At 66.5% G+C, this 19,495-nt stretch carries 10 protein-coding genes; 5 read left to right on the top strand and 5 right to left on the bottom strand.

Going from position 1 to position 19,495, the window contains the following annotated elements:
* Window positions 1-233: 233 nt before the first annotated feature.
* Complete coding sequence (locus tag DZC52_RS15290; RefSeq protein WP_116652028.1) at window positions 234-2,183, bottom strand: acetoacetate--CoA ligase; 1,950 nt, start codon at window positions 2,181-2,183, stop codon at window positions 234-236.
* Between the two features lie 144 nt (window positions 2,184-2,327).
* Here DZC52_RS15290 and DZC52_RS15295 point away from each other — a divergent pair, with 144 nt between their 5' ends.
* The 3 genes from DZC52_RS15295 to DZC52_RS15305 are packed head-to-tail and all read left to right on the top strand — an operon-like array spanning window position 2,328 to window position 5,034.
* Window positions 2,328-3,302: a peptidylprolyl isomerase gene (locus DZC52_RS15295; protein WP_116652037.1), complete on the top strand. Its 975-nt coding sequence runs from the start codon at window positions 2,328-2,330 to the stop codon at window positions 3,300-3,302.
* A gap of 8 nt (window positions 3,303-3,310) precedes the next feature.
* Entirely contained in the window at window positions 3,311-4,261 is a 951-nt protein-coding gene (locus tag DZC52_RS15300; protein ID WP_116652029.1) for an ABC transporter ATP-binding protein, read from the top strand.
* Window positions 4,258-5,034 carry an ABC transporter permease gene (locus DZC52_RS15305; RefSeq protein WP_245960845.1) on the top strand — a complete coding sequence of 259 codons (777 nt, stop codon included), beginning with the start codon at window positions 4,258-4,260 and terminating at the stop codon, window positions 5,032-5,034. The genes DZC52_RS15300 and DZC52_RS15305 overlap by 4 nt, the downstream gene beginning before the upstream one ends.
* A gap of 387 nt (window positions 5,035-5,421) precedes the next feature.
* Here DZC52_RS15305 and DZC52_RS15310 read toward each other — a convergent pair whose 3' ends face one another.
* A complete protein-coding gene (locus tag DZC52_RS15310; RefSeq protein WP_181918989.1) occupies window positions 5,422-7,170 on the bottom strand; it encodes a DUF3300 domain-containing protein in 1,749 nt (582 codons plus the stop codon).
* Window positions 7,171-7,645: 475 nt separating this feature from the next.
* Here DZC52_RS15310 and DZC52_RS15315 point away from each other — a divergent pair, with 475 nt between their 5' ends.
* A complete protein-coding gene (locus DZC52_RS15315) occupies window positions 7,646-9,625 on the top strand; it encodes a hypothetical protein (protein WP_116652032.1) in 1,980 nt (659 codons plus the stop codon).
* A gap of 407 nt (window positions 9,626-10,032) precedes the next feature.
* Here DZC52_RS15315 and DZC52_RS15320 read toward each other — a convergent pair whose 3' ends face one another.
* The gene (locus DZC52_RS15320; RefSeq protein WP_147307734.1) at window positions 10,033-11,349 is read right to left on the bottom strand and encodes an alkaline phosphatase D family protein; all 1,317 of its coding nucleotides are present in this window, start codon (window positions 11,347-11,349) and stop codon (window positions 10,033-10,035) included.
* A 435-nt stretch (window positions 11,350-11,784) separates the two neighbouring features.
* Complete coding sequence (locus DZC52_RS15325) at window positions 11,785-14,820, bottom strand: DEAD/DEAH box helicase (RefSeq protein ID WP_116652034.1); 3,036 nt, start codon at window positions 14,818-14,820, stop codon at window positions 11,785-11,787.
* A 295-nt stretch (window positions 14,821-15,115) separates the two neighbouring features.
* Between DZC52_RS15325 and DZC52_RS15330 the strand changes: the two genes are divergently transcribed.
* Complete coding sequence (locus tag DZC52_RS15330; RefSeq protein WP_116652035.1) at window positions 15,116-18,742, top strand: hydantoinase B/oxoprolinase family protein; 3,627 nt, start codon at window positions 15,116-15,118, stop codon at window positions 18,740-18,742.
* Between the two features lie 210 nt (window positions 18,743-18,952).
* Here the strand turns inward: DZC52_RS15330 and DZC52_RS15335 are convergent, their stop codons facing one another.
* On the bottom strand, window positions 18,953-19,387 hold the full coding sequence (locus DZC52_RS15335) for a GIY-YIG nuclease family protein (protein ID WP_342766690.1): 435 nt from the start codon (window positions 19,385-19,387) through the stop codon (window positions 18,953-18,955).
* Between the last annotated feature and the right edge of the window lie 108 nt (window positions 19,388-19,495).

The following is a 19,495-nucleotide window of genomic DNA, read 5'->3' on the forward strand; positions in this document are numbered from 1 at the left end:
TAAAGGATTAAAAAGCAGAACCACCGAAGACACAAAATTGAAAAGAACCATCAAGTTGGGATCCAGTGCCTACTCAGGTATCGACCTTGTAGATAGTCTTCCTGGTTTTTTCATTTTCGGTGCATTCGGTGTTTTCAGTAGTTACTTGGTTTTTTTCATCTTTTCCTTTGCGTTCTTTGCTGCTTTGCGTCTTCGCGTTTTAGAGATTTTGTCTGCCCGAAGCAACCCGCCGATCAGGATTTGAGCTCGACCAGATCGCGGTATTCCTCCAGCGCCTCGGGATTGGCCAGCGCGGAGGTGTTCTTGACCTCGCGGCCATGGATCACGTCGCGCACGGCCAGTTCGACGATCTTGCCCGAGACGGTCCGCGGGATATCGTTCACGGCCACGATCTTGGCCGGCACGTGGCGCGGGGTGGCGTTGGCTCTGACGGTCTTGCGGATGCGGTCTCTGAGTTCGTCGTCGAGCTCGACGCCGTCTCTCAGGCGCACGAACAGCACCACGCGCACGTCGCCGTCCCAGTCCTGGCCCACGCAGATCGACTCGAGGATCTCGTCGAGCTTCTCGACCTGGCGGTAGATTTCGGCGGTGCCGATGCGCACGCCGCCGGGGTTGAGCGTGGCGTCCGAGCGGCCGTAGATCACCACGCCGCCGCGCGGGGTCAGGCGCGCGTAGTCGCCGTGCGACCAGATGCCGTCGAACTTCTCGAAGTAGGCCTTGTGGTAGCGCGCGCCGTCCGGGTCGTTCCAGAACTTCACGGGCATCGACGGGAACGGCAGCGAGCAGGTCAGCTCGCCGGTTTCGTCCTCGACCACCCGCCCGTCGTCGGCGCGGATCTCGACCTTCATGCCAAGGCCGCGGCACTGCAGTTCGCCGCGATAGACCGGCAGCAGCGGGTTGCCCAGGGCGAAGCAGGACACGATGTCGGTACCGCCGGAAATCGAGCTGAGCTGCACGTCCTCGGCGACGTCGCGGTAGACGTAGTCGAAGGATTCTGGCAGCAGCGGCGAGCCCGTCGACAGGATCGCCTTGAGATTCTCGAGCCTGTGCGTCTCGCGCGGCTTGATGCCGGCCTTGTCGCAAGCGGCAATCCACTTCGCGCTCGTGCCCAGCACCGAGATGCCGACCTCGTCGACCAGGTTCCACAGCACGTTACCGTCCGGGTAGAACGGCGAGCCGTCGTAGAGCACCACCGTCGAGCCCACGGCCAGCCCCGAAACCAGCCAGTTCCACATCATCCAGCCGCAGGTGGTGAAGTAGAACAGCGCGTCGTCGCGCCGGAGATCGGTGTGCAGCTGGAGTTCCTTGAGGTGCTGCAGCAGCGTGCCGCCGGCGCCGTGGACGATGCACTTCGGAACCCCCGTCGTGCCCGAGGAATAGAGGATGTAGACGGGATGATCGAAGGGAAGCTGCGCGAACTCGACCTCTTCTGCGCCGTTATCGGCAAATTCACCCCACATCACGGCACGATCGAGCCCGGAGAGATCGGGGTCGTCGTCCATGTAGCCGGTCACGACGATGCGCTCGATCGACGGCATCCTGTCGGCCAGCTCGGCCACCCGGCCCAGGCAATCGTGCACCTTGCCGTTGTACTGGTAGGCGGCGGCGACGAACAGCACCTTCGGCTCGATCTGGCCGAAGCGGTCCATCACGCCCTGCACGCCGAAGTCGGGCGAGCACGACGAAAACACCGCGCCGATGGAAGTCGCCGCCAGCATGGCGATGATCGTCTCGGGCAGGTTGGGCAGGTAGGCGGCCACCCGGTCGCCCTCTTCCACGCCCATTTCGCGCAATGCCGCGGCCACGCGGGCCACCTCGGCGTAGAGCTCGGCATAGCTGATTTCGCGATGCACGCCGTCCTCGTTGGCGAACACCAGGGCCGTTCGCTCGTCGCGGTGCTTGAGCAGGTTCTCGGCGAAATTCAGCCGCGCCTGGGGGAACCAGCGCGTGCCCGGCATGGCCGGCCAGTTCTCGACGGTGTCGTGGCCGCGGGTCTCGGCGACCACGTCGCCGAACTCCCACATCGCCTTCCAGAAGTCCTGCGGGTTGTCCACGGACCAGCGATACAGCGTGTCCCAGTCGTGCACATGGGGATCGAGCTGCTGGTTGATCAGCTGGATGAAGCGGGACAGGTTGGCCCGGGAACGACGCTCGGCCGACGGCCGCCACAGGGGTTCGGTCATGGTTCTGGCTGCAATCCGTTGGAAATCCAGCCCCAAAGGGTACCCAACTCGGCCCGGCGCCGTCACCTGTACTTTGGTTCGTCGCCCCACCTCGGCGGAGACCTCGCGTAGAATTCGGGCTCTCCCAATCGACCGATGGATACCATGAAAAAGATCGCGACCCTGATTCTCCTGGCCGCCCTGGCCTTCCAGGCCCAGGCGCAGAACCCGCGCGTCTGGCTCGACACCGATCGCGGCCCGATCATCATCGAGCTCTACCCGGACGACTCACCGATCACCGTCGACAACTTCCTGCGCTACGTCGACGACGGCTTCTACAACGGCCTCATCTTCCACCGTGTCGTCCCGGACTTCATCGTGCAGGCCGGCGGCTTCAACCCGGATCTCCAGTACCAGGAGCCCACGTACGAAGACATCGTCAACGAAGCCGACAACGGCCTGGACAACCTGCGCGGCACCATTGCCATGGCAAGACAAAGCGACCCGGACACGGCCTCGTCCCAGTTCTTCATCAACGTGACCCAGAACGATATCCTCAACCCGGGCGGCAATACCGACGCGGGCTATGCGGTGTTCGGCGAAGTCGTCCTCGGAATGGACCTGATCGACGACATGTCGGAACAGCCGAGAAGCTCCATCACCTCCCCGCTCGGCACTTTGAGCGACTTTCCGCGGGACACCCCGGTCATCGAGCGCGCCGTTCGCCTCGACGAGGGCTTCCCCCTCATGCCCGACCACAGCGGCTCCTGGTACGACCCGCAGACCTCCGGCGTGGGCTTCAACATCGAGATCGCCGACGACAACGGCGGCAACGGCCCGATCGCCAACGTCTACTGGTACAACTTCGACGAGCAGCGCCAGTTCTGGCTGGTGGGTAGTGCGCCTTTCGAGTACGGCGCCACAGAAGTCACCGTCGACCTCTCGAGTCACCCGGCGGACGAGGAAGGCGTAGGCTTCCAGAGCCCGCCCGAATCGGACTTCTCCATTTACGGCAGCGTGACGCTGAGCTTCGACGACTGCACCAGCGGCAGCGTGGCCTACGACCTGACCGACTACGGCAGCGGCGAGATCGCCATTGCCCGCCTGTCGCGGCCCGACAACTACAGCTGCGAGGGCTGAGCGAGACCGTGGCCGCCCTGCTGAGCATCGAGAATCTCGACAAGCGCTACGCGGGCGGCCTGCACGCGCTCAAGTCGGTCGACCTGGCCATCGAGCGGGGCGAGATCTTCGCCCTGCTTGGCCCCAACGGCGCCGGCAAGACCACGCTCATCAACGTCATCTGCGGTATCGTCACGCCCAGCTCGGGCCGCGTCCTCGTCGACGGGCACGACACCGTGCGCGACTTCCGCATCACGCGCCGCCATACCGGCCTGGTCCCGCAGGAGCTCTACACCGACATGTTCGAGACCGTGTGGGACACGGTCAGCTTCAGCCGCGGCCTGTTCGGCCTCAAGCCCGATCCGGCCCACATCGAGCGCGTCCTGCGCGACCTGTCGCTGTGGGAGAAGCGCGATAACGCCATCATGACCCTGTCGGGCGGCATGAAACGGCGCGTGCTCATCGCCAAGGCCCTGGCGCACGAGCCCAAGCTGCTGTTCCTCGACGAGCCCACCGCCGGCGTGGACGTGGAGCTGAGGCGCGACATGTGGCGGTTGATCGAGAAGCTGCGCGAGACCGGCGTGACCATCGTGCTCACCACCCACTACATCGAGGAGGCCGAGCGCATGGCCGACCGCGTCGGCGTGATTCGCCGCGGCGAGATCATCGTCGTCGACGAGACCGCCTCGCTGATGAAGAAGCTCGGCCGCAAGCACCTCAGCCTGCACCTCCAGGAAACCATGACCAAACTGCCCGCCTCCCTCGACGACTGGTCGCTGACCCTGGCCGAAGGCGGCCGGCGGCTGGACTACAGCTTCGCCGCCGAGGAAGAGCACGCCTGCGTGCCCGCCCTGCTCAAACGCCTGCAGGCCGAAGGCATCGAGTTCACCAACCTCAACACGCGCCAGAGCACGCTCGAGGAAATCTTCGTGGAGCTGGTCCACGAAGAGGAAGACCAGCAGGTGGAGGAAACATCGTGAGCGCGCCCATGCTCAACCTGCGCGGCGCCTGGTCGATCTACCGCTTCGAGATGGCGCGCTTCAAGCGCACGCTCTGGCAGAGCCTGGCCACGCCCATCCTCACCACGGTGCTGTACTTCATCGTGTTCGGCTCGGCCATCGGCCCGCGCATCGGCGACATCGACGCGATCAATTACGGCGCCTTCATCGTGCCGGGACTGATCCTGCTCACCGTCTTCACCCAGAGCCTGAACAACGCCTCCTTCGGCATCTACATGCCCAAGTTCTCGGGCACCATCTACGAGATCCTCTCCGCCCCGGTCTCCACGGCCGAACTGGTGCTGGCCTACGTGGGCGCGGCAGCGACCAAGTCCGTGCTGCTGGGCCTGATCATCCTGGCCACCGCCCAACTCTTCGTGGACCTCAACGTGGGCCACCCGGTGTGGATGCTGGTCTACCTGGTGATGGTGGCCTTCGCCTTCAGCCTGGCCGGCTTCATCATCGGCATCTGGGCCGAGGGCTTCGAAGCCCTGCAATTCATCCCGATGCTGGTGGTCACGCCGCTGACCTTCCTCGGCGGCGTGTTCTACTCCATCGACATGCTGCCCGAGACCTGGCAGACGGTGAGCCTGTTCAACCCCATCGTCTATATCGTCTCCGGCTTCCGCTACTTCTTCTTCGGCTCCGGCGACGTCAGCGTCTGGGTCAGCCTCGCCGCCCTGGGCGGCTTCATCGGCCTCTGCCTGGCCATCGTCTCCTACATCGTCCGCACCGGCCACAAACTCAAATCGTAACGCTCGGTCACTGTAGGAGCGGTCTCCAGACCGCGACGGTTGGGAGCTTCGACACTTCAAAATCTCTTGAACGCAAAGACGCGAAGCAGCAAAGAACGCTAAGAAAAGAATAAACAATTAAAGAGCGGAACCACCGAAGACACCGAATTGAAGAGAATCATCAGGTTGGGATCCGGTGCCCACTCAGGTATCGACCTTGTGGGTGGCCTTCCTGTTTTTTCATTTTCGGTGCATTCGGTGTTTTCGGTGGTTACTTGGTTTTTTTCCTCTTTTCCTTCGCGTTCTTTGCTGCTTTGCGTCTTTGCGTTTTAAAGGTTTTGCCAGCCCGAAAAAGACGAAGGCCGGGGACGCTGCCCCGGCCTTCTGCCTTGATTGAGTTCTCTGCGCTTAACGTCGCTCGCCGTCCCGGCGCGAGCCGCCGCCGTCGCGGGAGCGCGATCGGCTGGAAGAACGCGGGCTGCTGCTGCGGCTGCGCGAGGGCGCGGACTTCGACGAACGGCTCGGGGCCGAGGCGCGCGAGCGGGGTGCCGAGCGCGACGGGGCCGATTCGCGCACGCTCGAGCGGCTGCGGCTCGGGGCCGACTGCCGGGTCGGCGCGGAATCCCGCGTGATCACCGAACCCCGCGAAGGCGCCGCGGAGGGGCTGCTGCTCGAACGCGACGGTGCCGACGAGCGCTCGCGGCTGGAGCCCGCTCGCGTGCTAAGACCACGCGGAATGGCCACCGAGGAACGCTCGCTTCGGCTCGATCGGGAGCTGCGCTCGGGGCTGGATCTCGGGGAAGAGGAAACGCTCGAGCGCGAGCTGCGTTCGGGAATCGAGCGCGTCGAGGCCCTTTCGCTGCCGCGCGAACGGCTGGTGATCGACTCACGCGAGGCCGAACGCGACGGCGTGCTGCGCGACGACGATCCGCTGCGCAGCGACTCGCTCAGCCGGGTGGCCCGGCTAGACGAAGTCGAACGCGTGCCTTCCGAAGCCCGGCTGCGCGATTCCGCGCGGGCCGGCGCCCGGCCGCTGACCGTACGATCACGCTGCGACTGGATCGTGGCGCGATCCGAGCTGCGCGTTGCCGAGCGGTCCTCGCTTCGGCTGCGCGTCGCTGCACGCGATTCCAGGCGGCTGCTGCCCTGGCGGGACTCGGTAATTCGGTCCGAGCGCGCCTGCGAACGCGAAGCGGCCCGCGAGCGGCTGTCACGATCGAAACTCGAGCGCGCGCGTTGTTCGGCCGCCCACTCGCGGCGCGCCTCGCGCTTGAGCGTGGCCTTTCGGCCCTGCGCCACGACACGGCTGCTCTCGACGAAGCGGGTCTGCTCCACGCGGCCGCGATAGCTCACGCCGCGGCGATGAACCGGGTTGTGCTTCCAGTGGCGGGCCTGGTCGAAACGCGCCACCTGGCGACCCGAGTGGAAGCGGTTCTCGCGGTAGTAGTGATGGTGGTTGACCACCACGACCTTGCGCGTCGGCCAGTGGAAGGAGCTGAAGTAGAAGCTCGGCCGGATGTGGTAGGCATGGCCCCAGTAGAAGCTCACGCCCACGCTGTAGCCCACCGGATGGTGCCAGTAGTGCGGCCGATAGCTCGACCAGCGCCAGTTGGTATAGATCACGCGCGGGTCGTAGTACGGCACGTAGACCACCCGCGTGCGGGCCGGCTCGATGTAGATGTACTCGCGTTCGCGAACCACCTTGACGTGATCGTTGCTGCGCAGATGGCCCTGGGAATAGGCCTCCGAGCGCAGGTACTGGATCGAGGCGACCACGTCTTCTTCCTGGATCAGGAAGGCGTCACCGAGGTCCTGGGTCCACTGCAGGTCCTCGTCCATGCGCCTGAGCAGTTCGGGGAATGCCACCAGTGCTTTCACGCTGGCATCCCAGTTCTGGTATTCCACCGCGGCCACGGCGTCCTCGCCGCGCAGGCCGGGATGCTCGCGCGACCAGCGCGCCGCCTGGATCACCTCCAGCGGATAGGTCGCGGCGATCAGCACGTGCGAGAGCACGCTGTCGGGATACAGCGCGACCGGCGCCAGCATCGAGTCCAGCTCGGCCTGGCTGAAATAGTCGTCGTTGGCCTGCACCTGGCCGGTGGCACTGCAACCGGCCGTGAGCAGAAGGGCGAGAACCAGCGTCGTGAGCGTTTTCATGTCGTTTCCTCCTTGCGGCATTCCGCGCCGCGTGGAGCCTTTGTACCGCGACCTGCCTGAAGTCAGGCTGAACGAGTTCTTTAGCTTTCAGGTTTCAGGTTTCAGGTTTCAGGAGAAGCGTGATGGCTCGTCGCCCCGGGCTTGACCCGGGGCCTTCCATCCGATGGCGCCTTCGGATGGGAGGTCCCGGCTTTCCGCTCCGCTACAGCCGGGACGACGCCTCGGTCTGGCAGGAGGACGGCACGGCACAACGCGGCGCAGCCGCCCCGCATCGCGCCCCGCGCCGCCCGAACCCCGAACCCGGAACCCCGAACACCCCGCCCCCAAAACCCTCGCGGCAAAGCCGCCCACCACCGACCGGCAGTTGCCGCCTGAAACCTGAAACCTGAAACCTGAGACCTAAAAACCAAATGTCACATTCCCCCACCGCTTTCCGACTACCCCGTTAACCGCCCAACATCCGAAAAGAACGAACATGACAACCAAAACCTCGCTTCGCGCCCTGGCTATCGCCTGTGCCCTGTTTGCCGCGCCGGCCTGGTCGGCGACCTTCTGGGTCGGTTCATCGACCGCCTGCACAGGCTCCAACGTGCATGGCTCGCTCGGTGCCGCCTTGCTTGCGGCCGCCTTCAACGGCAGCGAGTCCGACGAAATCCGCCTGACCAACACGCTCTCCTACACCAGCACGGGCGGCCAGGTCACACTGACCGACTGGTCTTCCTCCAGCGCCGGAACGCTCACCATCGCCGGCGGCTACCCGGACTGCTTCACCAGCGCCTCCGGGCGAACAAGCTTCGGCAGCGGTACAACCACCTCGGTGACCGTCGAGACCAGTTCCCAGCCCGAATCCGTGGTCACCCTGCGCCGCCTCGACATCAACGGCGCCGGCACCGGCCTGCATGCCACCGGCGGCGCAGTAGTCACCCTGGACGACGTACGTATCGGCGATAACGAAACCCGGGGCATCTACGTCGCCGGCGGTGCCTACGTGGATATCCAGGCCGATTCCATCGTCGAGGACAACGGCGACCGCTACGCCACCGGCAATAGCTGGGGCGGCGGCGTGTACTGCAACGGAACGGGCTCTGAAGTAACCCTCCGCGGCCAGCTTCACCGCAATTCGGCCAACTTCGGCGGCAACGCCTACCTGTCCAACGGCTGTTTCATGATGGCGATGGGCGGCTCGACGATCAGTTCCGAAGGCATTGCCAGCCCGGGCGCCGACGACGGCGGCGGGGTCTACATCGACGTCGGCGGCGAGTTCTACGCCAACGGCGGCAGCCAGCGCGTGACCCTCACGGGCAACTTCGCCAACAACGGCGCCGGCATCTACGTCAAGGGAACGGGAAGGGCCACGCTGGTAAACACCTACCTCCAGAACAACGCCGCCTACGTGGGCGCGGCGATATACGCCATCGACGGCGGCACGGGCGGCAGCCCGCAGCTCACCATGGATCGCGCCACGAGCTGTCCCTTCCTGATCAGCTGCTCGGAGATGGAAGGCAACCGCACCGAATCCAGCGTGGTCTACGTCGACAATTCCTTCGTGCGAATCACGAGCACCCTGATCGAGACGACCTGGACCTGGACCATCATTCCCGACTTCCAGTCCATTTTCCACGGCACCAACGGCGCGCTGATCCGCCTGGGCCACGTCGGCATGTACAACAACAACGCCACCGATGCCGTGATCTGGAACGAAGGCGCGCAGTTCGAGATCCTGCACGCCACCATCGCCCGCAACCAGACCTACGTCGACGGCGGCACACCGCAACCCTCGCGCGCCCTGCTCTCCCAGGGCAGCGGCAGCGCCAACTACCTGCACAACTCGATCATCGCCGACTCCACCGGCGTCGACCTGCAGGGCGGATCGGTCCAGTCGGCCTGCAACCTCGTCGACAGCGCCCCCGGCGACCTGCCCTCAGGCACCTACTACATCGACACCCCGCAGTTCATCAACATCGCCGGCGGCGACGCCCGCCAGACTTCCGCCTCCCCCGGCGTCGACATGTGTCTGTCCAATCCCCTGTTCTGGTCGTCCGACCGCGACATCGAAAGACAGACCACCGGCGTCAACAACGCCGTCAACGACCAGGGCAACCCGGGAGAATCCGGCGGCTACTTCGACGCCGGCTTCGACGAAAACCATCTCGACGTCGGCGACGACTACTTCACGCTCACCACGACAAAGAGTGGCGACGGCACCGGCTCGATCGTCAGCGTCCCGCTGGGCATCGCCTGCGGCAGCGACTGCGAGGAAGACTTCTTCAACGGCACCCTCGTCGAACTCTACGCCAACGGAAGCGGAGGCAGCGTCTTCGACGGCTGGATCAACTGCCCCCTGCCCAGCGGCAACGTCTGCTACATCGCGGTCACCTCGGACACGACGATCTCCGCCACCTTCACCAACGCCGGCGACGAAATCTTCGCGGATCGATTCCAGTCCGCGCCGTGATAGGCGCGGAGGGTTCAGGTTTCAGGGTTTCAGGTTTCAGGCGGCATCCGCCGACCCATCGTGGGCGGCTTCGCCGCGAAGGCTGTGGGGCGGGGTGTTCGGGGTTCCGGGTTCGGGGTTCCGGAAGAACCCAATCCGTCGTCCCGGCCCCCGCAAGCCGACGCGAAGCGTCGTCCCGGACCCCGATCCGGGACCTCCCCACCGAAGCCGCCACTAGATGGAAGGCCCCGGCTCAAGGCCGGGGCGAAGAAGTCAAATGTTTTCCTGAAACCTGAAACCTGAACCCTGAAACCTAAATCCCATCGCGGCGAAGCCGCCCCGCAACCCTCACAGCGCCGAACCAAAACACCAAAAAACCAAAACACCAAAAAACCAAAACACCAAAAAACGCCGCGCCAGCGGCCGATCTAGGGCTGCAGATCCTCCTGCCGAATCTCGTCGCGCCAAACCTCATCCCCGTCACTGTCATGCAAGGTCAACGTCAACACCCGCTCGTTGCGCGGGCCGGTGACTTCGATCATGCCGAAGTTGCGCTCGGTGTAGAGGCTGCCGTCCACGTCGTACTGCATCGCCTCGTCGCGCGGATCGTGCGCGCCGGCGGTCAGTGGTGAGACGGTCCATTCGTAGAGCGGGTAGTTGCGGTAACGGTCCATCTTGAGCAACACCGAGTGGTGCCGGTCGCCGGACAGGAAGATCACGCCGGGAATGCGCTCGGCCTCGATGCGGTCGAGGATCTCGCGGCGCTCGCCGGGTGCGAGGTTGATGTAGGTCTCGCTGTTCTCGGCCGAGTTCAGGAACTGCCCGCCCATCACCACGAACTTGAAGCTGGCGTTGCTCGACTTCAGCGCGTCGATCAGCCAGTCGATCTGCTCCTCGCCCAGGATCGTGCGCTCGCCGGTCACCCGGTAGTTGGCCGAACGGAAATAACGGTTGTCGAGCAGGAAGAAGCCGACGTCGTGCCACTCGAAGTAGTTGGTCACCCCACCGGTGCCGGCGGCCGAGAAATCCGGGTTCGGCCAGAAGGCGTCGAACACGTCCAGCGCCGTCTCGCGCATGGCGTAGCCGCGATCGGCGTTGTTCGGACCGTAGTCGTGGTCGTCCCAGGTGGCGTAGTGGTGCGTGCCGGTGACCAGCTTCGCCAGCGCCTTGTGGCCGCGGGTGTGGCTGAATCGCGCATACATGCCCGATTCCGAGTTCCAGTCGGCCTCGCGGTAGTAGACGTTGTCGCCCAGCCAGAGCATGAAGGCCGGCTCGGCATCGGCGATGGCGTCGAAAATGCGATAGTCGCCGCCGTAAGGCGTGCCGGGGCGGTCGTACTCGGGCTGGTTGATGTAGGCGCAAGAGCCCATCGCGAAGCGGAAATCCGGCGGATCCTCGCGCCACTGCCACAACGGCTGGGTCACGAAACGCTGCTCGTGCTCGGCCGGCTGCACTTCGTCGTCGAGCAGCACCTCATAGGCATAGGTCAGGCCCGGCTCCAGGTCCGTCGCCAGCAATGTCGCCGTGTTGGCCTTGCTCGAATCGATCGCCACCGACTCGCTGAACGCCCACTCGTCGTCCTCTTCGGCCCGATACCGAATCTGGACCACCGCCGGCTCGTCGGTCTGCACCCACACCTTCACCTGGCGCATCGTCGAATGCCCGGGCATCGGCCCGGCCACGATCTCGGCGGCCATGGCCGACACCGACAACCCAAGCAGCAAAACAGCGAAAACGACACGCATGGCAAATCCCTTGTTCAAATCCTGCGCAGACTATACCGATTCTACGCCACGACGACATGACAACGGCGCTCATTTCAGGCGCTCTGGAAGTGAGATCTCACGCGGAGCCGCAGAGGGGCAGAGGTCGCAGAGAGAGTCAAAATCAAAATCGTTTTAACGCAAAGACGCAAAGACGCTAAGAAATCAAAACAAATTGAAGATGCGGGCGGCATCCGTCGTGGGAGCGGCCGTCAAGCGGCGATGCCCAATTCGAGACCCCGGGCATCTGGGTCTGGAGCCCGTTTGGACGTCACCGTAGCCCTTGTGACGATTGAAATTCAGTTTTCTTTGCGTCTTCGCGTCTTTGCGTTCAGAAGATTTTGACTTTGATTTTCGCCGCGCACTCCGCGGCTCTGCGTGAGACGCTCAGCCGTCCGTCGGGGATGCGAGCCCGACCTACGCAATCTTCGACGCCCGATCCCCCGGCCCGCTCAGGCCGAACACCTCGGCCACCGTCTCGAACGCCCGCTCGCCCTCGATGCGCCGCCGGCTCTCGATCAGCCATTGCCATACCGCGCCGCGGTCGCTGGGCAGGGCATCGCGCGGGATGCCGCCCGGCGGCGGGTGGGGTTGCCATCGCCCGTCCAGCGACAGGATCCAGTCCAGGCGGCGCGTGGCGATCCACAGGCGCTGCCGGCCACCCGGCTCGACCAGGCTCAGCGCGCGTCCGTCGCGCACCAGCTTCGAAAACCACGGCGTCCAGCCGCCGGCCGGCACCGGCCGAACCATGCCCAGGCCCGACTCGCCCTCGCGCTGGGTCAGGAATCCCGCCTGCTCGAGCAGACCCTCCAGCGCCGTCGTGGAAGGTTGCAGCGGCCTGAGATCGCCCGCCGAGGCCGGCGGCGCCGGGTTGGCCGGACCGCGCGCGGGCTTGCCGGCCGAAGCCGGCCGAGCTCTGGCCGAAATTCGCGACACCGAGCGCGATCGCGACGAGCCCGCCGGCCGCTGCGCGGGCCGCTCGAAATTGCGCGTCCGGCGCTCCTCGGCGTCGTCCTCGTCCAGGTAGCTGTAGCGCGGCGCATGGATCAGCGCCTCGGCCAGCGGCGAGGGCTGCTCGGTCTCGACGGCGTGGACTTCCACCTCGCCCGATTCCAGGCGGGCCAGCAATCGCTGCAGGCCCGCCAGGTCCATGTAGTCGTCCAGGCAGTCCGACAGCGCCTGCTGCACCAGCGGATGGTCGGGCACCTCGCGCGCGCCGCTGAGGTTCTCCAGGCAGGCGAGCTGGTCGGGAAAAACGCAGGCAATCAGGTTCTCGGCCTGGCTGCGCTGGCGCTGCGAGGGCAGCGGCCCGTCCAGGCCGTTCTTGAGCAGCACCAGGGCGTTGTTGGCGCACCAGCGAAAGCGGGTGACGAACAGCGGCGTGTCGAGCATGGCCTGCGTCAGCACGTCGGCGACGTTGTGCGACTTCACGAAACCCGCCACCGCCGGCAGATCGAACTGGCTCGTCACGCCCAGCGAGATCAGCACCCCGTCGTCGGTGGCCGCCGCCTGCAGCTCGAAGTTGAACTGCCGGCAGAAGCGCTTGCGCAGCGCCAGGCCCCAGGCGCGGTTGATGCGCGCCCCGGCAAAGGTGTGCAGCACGATGTGGCGATCGCCGCCGGGATCGGAAAACTGCTCGATCACCAGGCGATTCGGCCCGGGCAGCGCCCCGAGCCGCTGGCGCGATTCGGCCAGCAGTGTGGCGGCCTGCGGATCGAGCCCGTTGTGCGATGCGCCGGAGACGACCTTCAGCATGGCCTCGGCCATCTCCGCCGTTCGGCCCGGCCCCTCGCCGAACCAGAACGGCAGCTCGCCCGGCTCTTCCTCGGCCGGTTCCACACGCACCAGCCCGGTGAGTACGCGCAGGATGCGCCAGGGACGGTTGCCCAGCTGCAGCACCTGCCCCGGCGAGGACTCGAAGGCCACCTCCTCGTCCAGGCGGCCCACGATATCGCCGGTGTCGACGCGCACCACGTCGTACTCGAACCACTCGGGAATCGTCCCGGCGTTGGTCAGCACCAGGCGGTCGGCCTCGGGGTGCGCCCGGTAGCCGCCGCGCTCGTCGGCGATCAGCAGCGGGTCGAGCTGCTCCGACGGCATCAGCTGCGGCCGCTCGGCCAGCGAAGCCAGCAGCGCTACCAGCGTCTCCCGGGAAATCTCGCGGTACGGCCGCGCCCGCTGCACCACGTTCAGCAGCTCGTCGACGTCGCCGACCCCGTTGGCCACCAGGGCGACCAGTTGCTGGGCCAGTACGTCCAGTGGCGCCTGGAGCGGCAGCACGGCGTCAACGCCTTCGGCGGCGATCACGTCAGCGAGCGCGCGCGTTTCCAGGAGCTGGTTGAGCGTCAGCGGAAACAGGTGCATGCAGGGTCGCCGGCCGGGGCGATGACCGCTTCGGCCCGCGCGCTGGCGCACCAGGTTCACCGAGCCGGGCACGCCGATCTGGCACACACGGTCGACGTGTCCCAGGTCCAGGCCCAGCTCCAGCGAGGCGCTCGAGACCAGCACCCGCAGCTCCCCGGCCTTGAAGCGCGCCTCGATGGCCTCGCGGTGCGCGGTGTCCAGGCTGCCGTGGTGCGCGCCCACCTGCTCGGGATGGCCGGCGGCCTCCAGCAGCTCGTCCAGGGTCGCGGCCGTGCGCTCGACCTGCGCTCGCGTCTGGCAGAACACCAGCAGCGAGCGATTGCCGAGGGCGAGTTCGGCGATGCGCGCGTGGACCTGCTCCCAGTGCACGGAATTCGGGTACGGCCCCAGCGGCATGCCCGGCAGCTCGACTTCCAGCTTCACGGGCCCCGGCGCGTCGGGCGAGACGATCTCGCAGTCTTCCCCGCCCGCCAGGAACCGCGCCAGCGCTTCGGCCGGATGCGCGGTGGCCGACAACCCGACCCGCTGAACGGGCCGGCCCGTCAGCCGGTCCAGCCGCGCCAGCGACAGCGCCAGGTGGGCACCGCGCTTGTTGTCTGCGATCGCGTGCAGTTCGTCGATCACCACCGACTCGACCGTGCGCAGCAGGTCGCGCCCGCCGCGGCTGCCCAGCAGCACGAACAGCGACTCCGGCGTGGTCGACAGGATCTCGGGCGGATTGCGCCGCTGCCGGCTGCGCTCGGTCTGCGGCGTATCCCCGCAGCGCAGTGCGATGGCCGGCGCCCGCCCGGAAATCGGCCCGGCCGCCTCCAGCAGCGGCGCCAGGTTGAAGGTCATATCCCGCGCCAGCGCCTTCAGCGGCGCGATATGCAGCGCCCGCACCCCGCGCCCCCGGCCCGGCGTCTCCACCAGCCGCTCCACCAACGGCCGCCAGGCCGCCAGCGACTTCCCCTGCCCCGTCGAGGCGATCACCAGCGCATGGCGCCCGCCCCGCAAAACGGGCCAGGCCGCACGCTGCACCGGCGTGGGCTCACCGACGGCGTTGGCGAACCAGCCGTCGAGTTCGGTCTTGGCATCGAAAAGCGACATGCGCGCATTATGGGCGTGGCGCGTTCTCAAAAGGTGAGAAAAAGGTTGCAGGGAATGAAGGTTTCAGGTTTCAGGAAAGCAACCGACTTCGTCGCCCCGGCCTTGAGCCGGGGCCTTCCATCCGTTGGCGCCTTCGGTGGGGAGGTCCCGGCTCGGGGGCCGGGACGACGGATTGGGTTTTCCCCGAACACCCCGCCCCAAAGCCCTCGCGGCGAAGCCGCCCCGCAACGCCCAAGGCGCCGCCTGAAACCTGAAACCTGAACCCTGAAACCTATTCTCTTGCTAAAGTCACCCCATGCCCGCGCCCCCGCAGCCATCCGAAGCCCGCTCCGACAACCGCTGGAAATTCTGGCTCGACCGCGGCGGCACGTTCACCGACATCATCGCGCGCACGCCCGACGGCGAACTGCGCGCGGCCAAGCTGCTCTCCGAGAACCCCGAGCAATATGAAGACGCCGCCATCGAGGGCATCCGGCGCATGCTCGAACTGGGGCCGGACGAGTCCATACCGGCCGATCGCATCGAGCACGTGCGCATGGGCACCACGGTGGCCACCAACGCCCTGCTCGAGCGGCGCGGCGAGCGCACGGCACTGGTCACCACGCGCGGCTTTCGCGACGCCCTGAAGATCGGCCACCAGAGCCGGCCCGACATCTTCGCGCTCGACATCCGCCGGCCCGAGCAGCTTTGCGACGCGATCGTGGAAGTCGACGAGCGCGTCGACGCCGACGGCGAGGTGCTGGTCGAACTCGACGAGGACCGCGTACGCGAGCAGCTGACCACGCTGCGCGAGAAAGGCATCCGCGCCCTGGCCGTCATCCTGGTCCACGGCTACCGCTACGCCGGGCACGAACGCCGCATCGGCGAAATCGCGACCGAGCTGGGCTTCGAACAGGTCAGCCTCTCGCACGAGGTCAGCCCGCTGATCCGCTTTATCGGCCGCGGCGACACCACCGTGGTCGACGCCTATCTCTCGCCGGTGCTGCGCCGCTACGCCGAGCGGGTGGCCGACGAACTCGGCGACGTTCGCCTGCAATTCATGAAATCCGACGGCGGCCTGACCGACGCGGCCAGCTTCGCCGGCAAGGACGCCATCCTGTCGGGCCCGGCCGGCGGCATCGTCGGCTGCGTGCGGACAGCCCAGCTCGCGGGCCTGAACCGCGTCATCGGCTTCGACATGGGCGGCACCTCCACCGACGTGTCGCACTACAGCGGCGAGTTCGAGCGCAGCCTCGAGACCGTCATCGCCGGCGTGCGCCTGCGCGTGCCCATGCTCGAGATCCACACCGTCGCCGCCGGCGGCGGCTCGAAGCTGCACTTCGACGGGAGTCGTTATCGGGTGGGCCCCGATTCGGCCGGCGCCGACCCCGGCCCGGCCTGTTATCGCAGAGGCGGCCCGCTGACGGTCACCGACTGCAACGTGATGCTCGGCAAGCTCCAGCCCGACTTCTTCCCCAAGACCTTCGGCCCGGACGCCGACCAGGCCCTCGACGCCGAGGTCGTGCGCAGCAGATTCGACGCGCTGTGCCGCGAGATCCGCGAAGCCACCGGCGACACGCGCCGGCCCGTCGAAGTCGCCGAAGGTTTTCTGCGCATCGCCGTGGCCAACATGGCCAACGCCATCAAGACCGTCTCGGTGCAGCGCGGCCGCGACGTCACCCGCTACGCGCTCAACTGCTTCGGCGGCGCCGGCGGCCAGCACGCCTGCCTGGTGGCCGACGAGCTCGGCATCGAGACCGTGCTCATCCACCCCCACGCCGGCGTGCTCTCGGCCTACGGCATGGGCCTGGCCGACGTCACCGCCCACCGCGAGTTCGCCGTCAACGAAACACTCGACGCGGCCCTGGCCCAACGCCTGAAATCCGCTTTCGGGGAGCGCGCAGACGACGCCGTCGCCGAGCTTCACGAGCAGGCCTTCGACGACGCAGCCATCGAGGTTCAGAAAACCTGCCGGGTGCGCTACGCCGGCACCGACACCAGCCTGCCCGTGCCCTTCGGTCCGGCCGGGGCCATGACCCGCGACTTCACCGAAGCACACCGCCGCCAGTTCGGGTTCGCCATGGAAGGGCGCGAGCTCGTGGTCGAAGCCGGCCTGGTCGAGGCCGTCGGCCGCAGCCGCGCGCTCGATTCCGAACCCGAAATCCACGCCGATCGCCCCGAGGCCGAACCGGCCGCCCGGGTCGAGACCTTCATGGATGGTCAATCCAGGCCCGACACGCCGGTCTTTCTCAGGGACGACCTGGCCGCCGGCCAGCGCATCGACGGCCCGGCCGTCCTCATCGAGGCCAACTCCACCGTCGTGGTCGAGCCGGGCTGGCGCGCCGCGCTGAACCGCCACGGCCACCTGCTGCTCGAGCGCGCCGAATCCAGGCGCGGCCTGCAGGCCGGCGAGCAGGCCGACCCGGTGCTGCTCGAAGTCTTCAACAACCTGTTCATGTCGATCGCCGAACACATGGGCGCGACCCTGCAGCAGACCGCCTGGTCGGCCAACATCAAGGAACGCCTCGACTTCAGCTGCGCCCTGTTCGACGAGAAAGGCCGGCTGGTGGCCAACGCCCCGCACGTGCCCGTGCACCTGGGCTCGATGGGCGAGAGCGTGCGCGCGGTCATCGACACCTTCGCCGGCGACATGCGCCCCGACGACGTCTTCCTGCTCAACGACCCCTACAACGGCGGCACGCACCTGCCCGATCTCACCGTGGTGAGCCCCTGCTTCGACGAAGCCGGCAAGGAAATCCTCTTCTACACCGCCAGCCGCGCCCACCACGCGGATGTCGGCGGCACGACCCCCGGCTCCATGCCGCCCGACAGCAAGACCATCTTCGACGAGGGCGTGCTGATCGGCCCGATGCGCGCGGTGCGCGAAGGCGAGCTGTGCCGCGACGAACTCAAGGCCGTCTTCACCGGCGGCGAGCACCCGGTGCGCAACCTCGAGCAGAACTTCAGCGACCTGCACGCCCAGATCGCGGCCAACAACCGCGGCGTACGAGAACTCTCCGGCATGATCGATCAGTTCGGACTCGACGTCGTGCGCGCCTACATGCACCACGTGCAGGACAACGCCGCCGAACAGGTCGCCCGCGCGATCAGCCAGCTCGAAGACGGCCACTGGACCAAGCACATGGACAACGGCGCGCAAGTCGAGGTCACCATCACCGTCGACCGCGAGTCACGCCGCGCGAAGATCGACTTCACCGGCACCAGCGACCAAACGCAGGACAACTTCAACGCCCCGCGCGCCATCACCCGCGCCTGCGTGCTCTACGTCCTGCGCACCCTGGTCGCCGACGACATCCCGCTCAACGACGGCTGCATGGCGCCGATCGATCTGATCATCCCCGAAGGCAGCCTGCTCGCGCCCGTCCACCCAGCCGCGGTCGTCGCCGGCAACGTCGAGACCAGCCAGGTCGTCGCCGACACCCTGTTCGCCGCCATGGGCGTGCTCGCCAACAGCCAGGGCACCATGAACAACCTCACCTTCGGCAACGAGCGCTACCAGCACTACGAAACCCTCTGCGGCGGCGCCGGCGCGGGCAAAGGCTTCGACGGCGCCGACGCCGTCCACGTCCACATGACCAACTCGCGCCTGACCGACCCCGAAATCCTCGAGACCCGCTTCCCCGTCCTGCTCGAATCCTTCGGCATCCGCCCCGATTCCGGCGGTGCGGGAAAATGGCACGGGGGCAACGGCGCCGAGCGCAGAATCCGCTTCCGCGAACCCATGACCGTCGCCGTTCTCGCCAACTCCCGCAAAGTCGCCCCCAGCGGCATCGAAGGCGGCGGCGACGGCCGCGTCGGCCAGGCCTGGATCGAAAAGCACGACGGCACCCGAAAGGACCTCGCCGGCACCGACCGCGCAGAAGTCGAAGCCGACGACATGCTCGTGCTGCAAACGCCGGGCGGTGGGGGTTATGGCAACTAACTGACGCAAAGCGTCGTCCCGGCCCCCGAGCCGGGACCTTCCGTCGGTTGGCACCAATGCATGGAAGGCCCCGGGTCAAGCCCGGGGCGACGGAATACCACCCATCGCCGCCCCAGCCGTAGCGAAGCGTCGTCCCGGCCCCGGAGCCGGGACCTTCCGTCCGTTGGCACCAGGAGATCGAAGGACCCGGATCAAGCCCGAGGCAACCCCTCAATAACAACTACTCACATCCACCGCCCCATCCGCAATGCCCGGGTACAGATCCATCCACTCCGGATTCTCACGCTCGATCAACTGGATCTTCCACTGCCTTCGCCAACGTTTGAGCCTCACCTCTCGCTGAATCGCTTCCACGAGTTCGTCGAAACCCTCGTAGTGGACCAGCTTCGACAAGTGATACTTCCTCGTGAATCCGGAAACGAACCGCCCGCGATGCTCCCAGACTCGCCGGACCAGATTGTTTGTCACACCGACGTAGAGCGTGCCTCTCGGCTTGTTGGTAAGGACATAGACGTAGTACATGCTGCCAATGTGGCAGAACTTGCGATGATCAAGAAACGGCAAATGCCCGCTGGAACGTGTAGGAAAACCGCGCTCCACACAGCCCCCGTCACCCCGCCGCAACAAACTGACGCGAAGCGTCATCCCGGACCCCGCAATCCGACGCGAAGCGTCGTCCCGGACCCCGATCCGGGACCTCCCCACCGAAGGCGCCAACCGATGGAAGGCCCCGGCTCAAGGCCGGGGCGACGA

Source organism: Wenzhouxiangella sediminis, assembly GCF_003410055.1.
GTDB classification, from domain to species: domain Bacteria; phylum Pseudomonadota; class Gammaproteobacteria; order Xanthomonadales; family Wenzhouxiangellaceae; genus Wenzhouxiangella; species Wenzhouxiangella sediminis.

Excerpts from the sequence above, each read along its gene's own strand:
- DZC52_RS15310 (WP_181918989.1), bottom strand. The coding sequence starts at position 7,170 with ATGAAAACGCTCACGACGCTGGTTCTCGCCCTTCTGCTCACGGCCGGT.
- DZC52_RS15315 (WP_116652032.1), top strand. The coding sequence starts at position 7,646 with ATGACAACCAAAACCTCGCTTCGCGCCCTGGCTATCGCCTGTGCCCTG.
- DZC52_RS15330 (WP_116652035.1), top strand. The coding sequence starts at position 15,116 with ATGCCCGCGCCCCCGCAGCCATCCGAAGCCCGCTCCGACAACCGCTGG.
- DZC52_RS15290 (WP_116652028.1), bottom strand. The coding sequence starts at position 2,183 with ATGACCGAACCCCTGTGGCGGCCGTCGGCCGAGCGTCGTTCCCGGGCC.
- DZC52_RS15295 (WP_116652037.1), top strand. The coding sequence starts at position 2,328 with ATGAAAAAGATCGCGACCCTGATTCTCCTGGCCGCCCTGGCCTTCCAG.
- DZC52_RS15325 (WP_116652034.1), bottom strand. The coding sequence starts at position 14,820 with ATGTCGCTTTTCGATGCCAAGACCGAACTCGACGGCTGGTTCGCCAAC.
- DZC52_RS15335 (WP_342766690.1), bottom strand. The coding sequence starts at position 19,387 with ATGACGCTTCGCGTCAGTTTGTTGCGGCGGGGTGACGGGGGCTGTGTG.
- DZC52_RS15320 (WP_147307734.1), bottom strand. The coding sequence starts at position 11,349 with ATGCGTGTCGTTTTCGCTGTTTTGCTGCTTGGGTTGTCGGTGTCGGCC.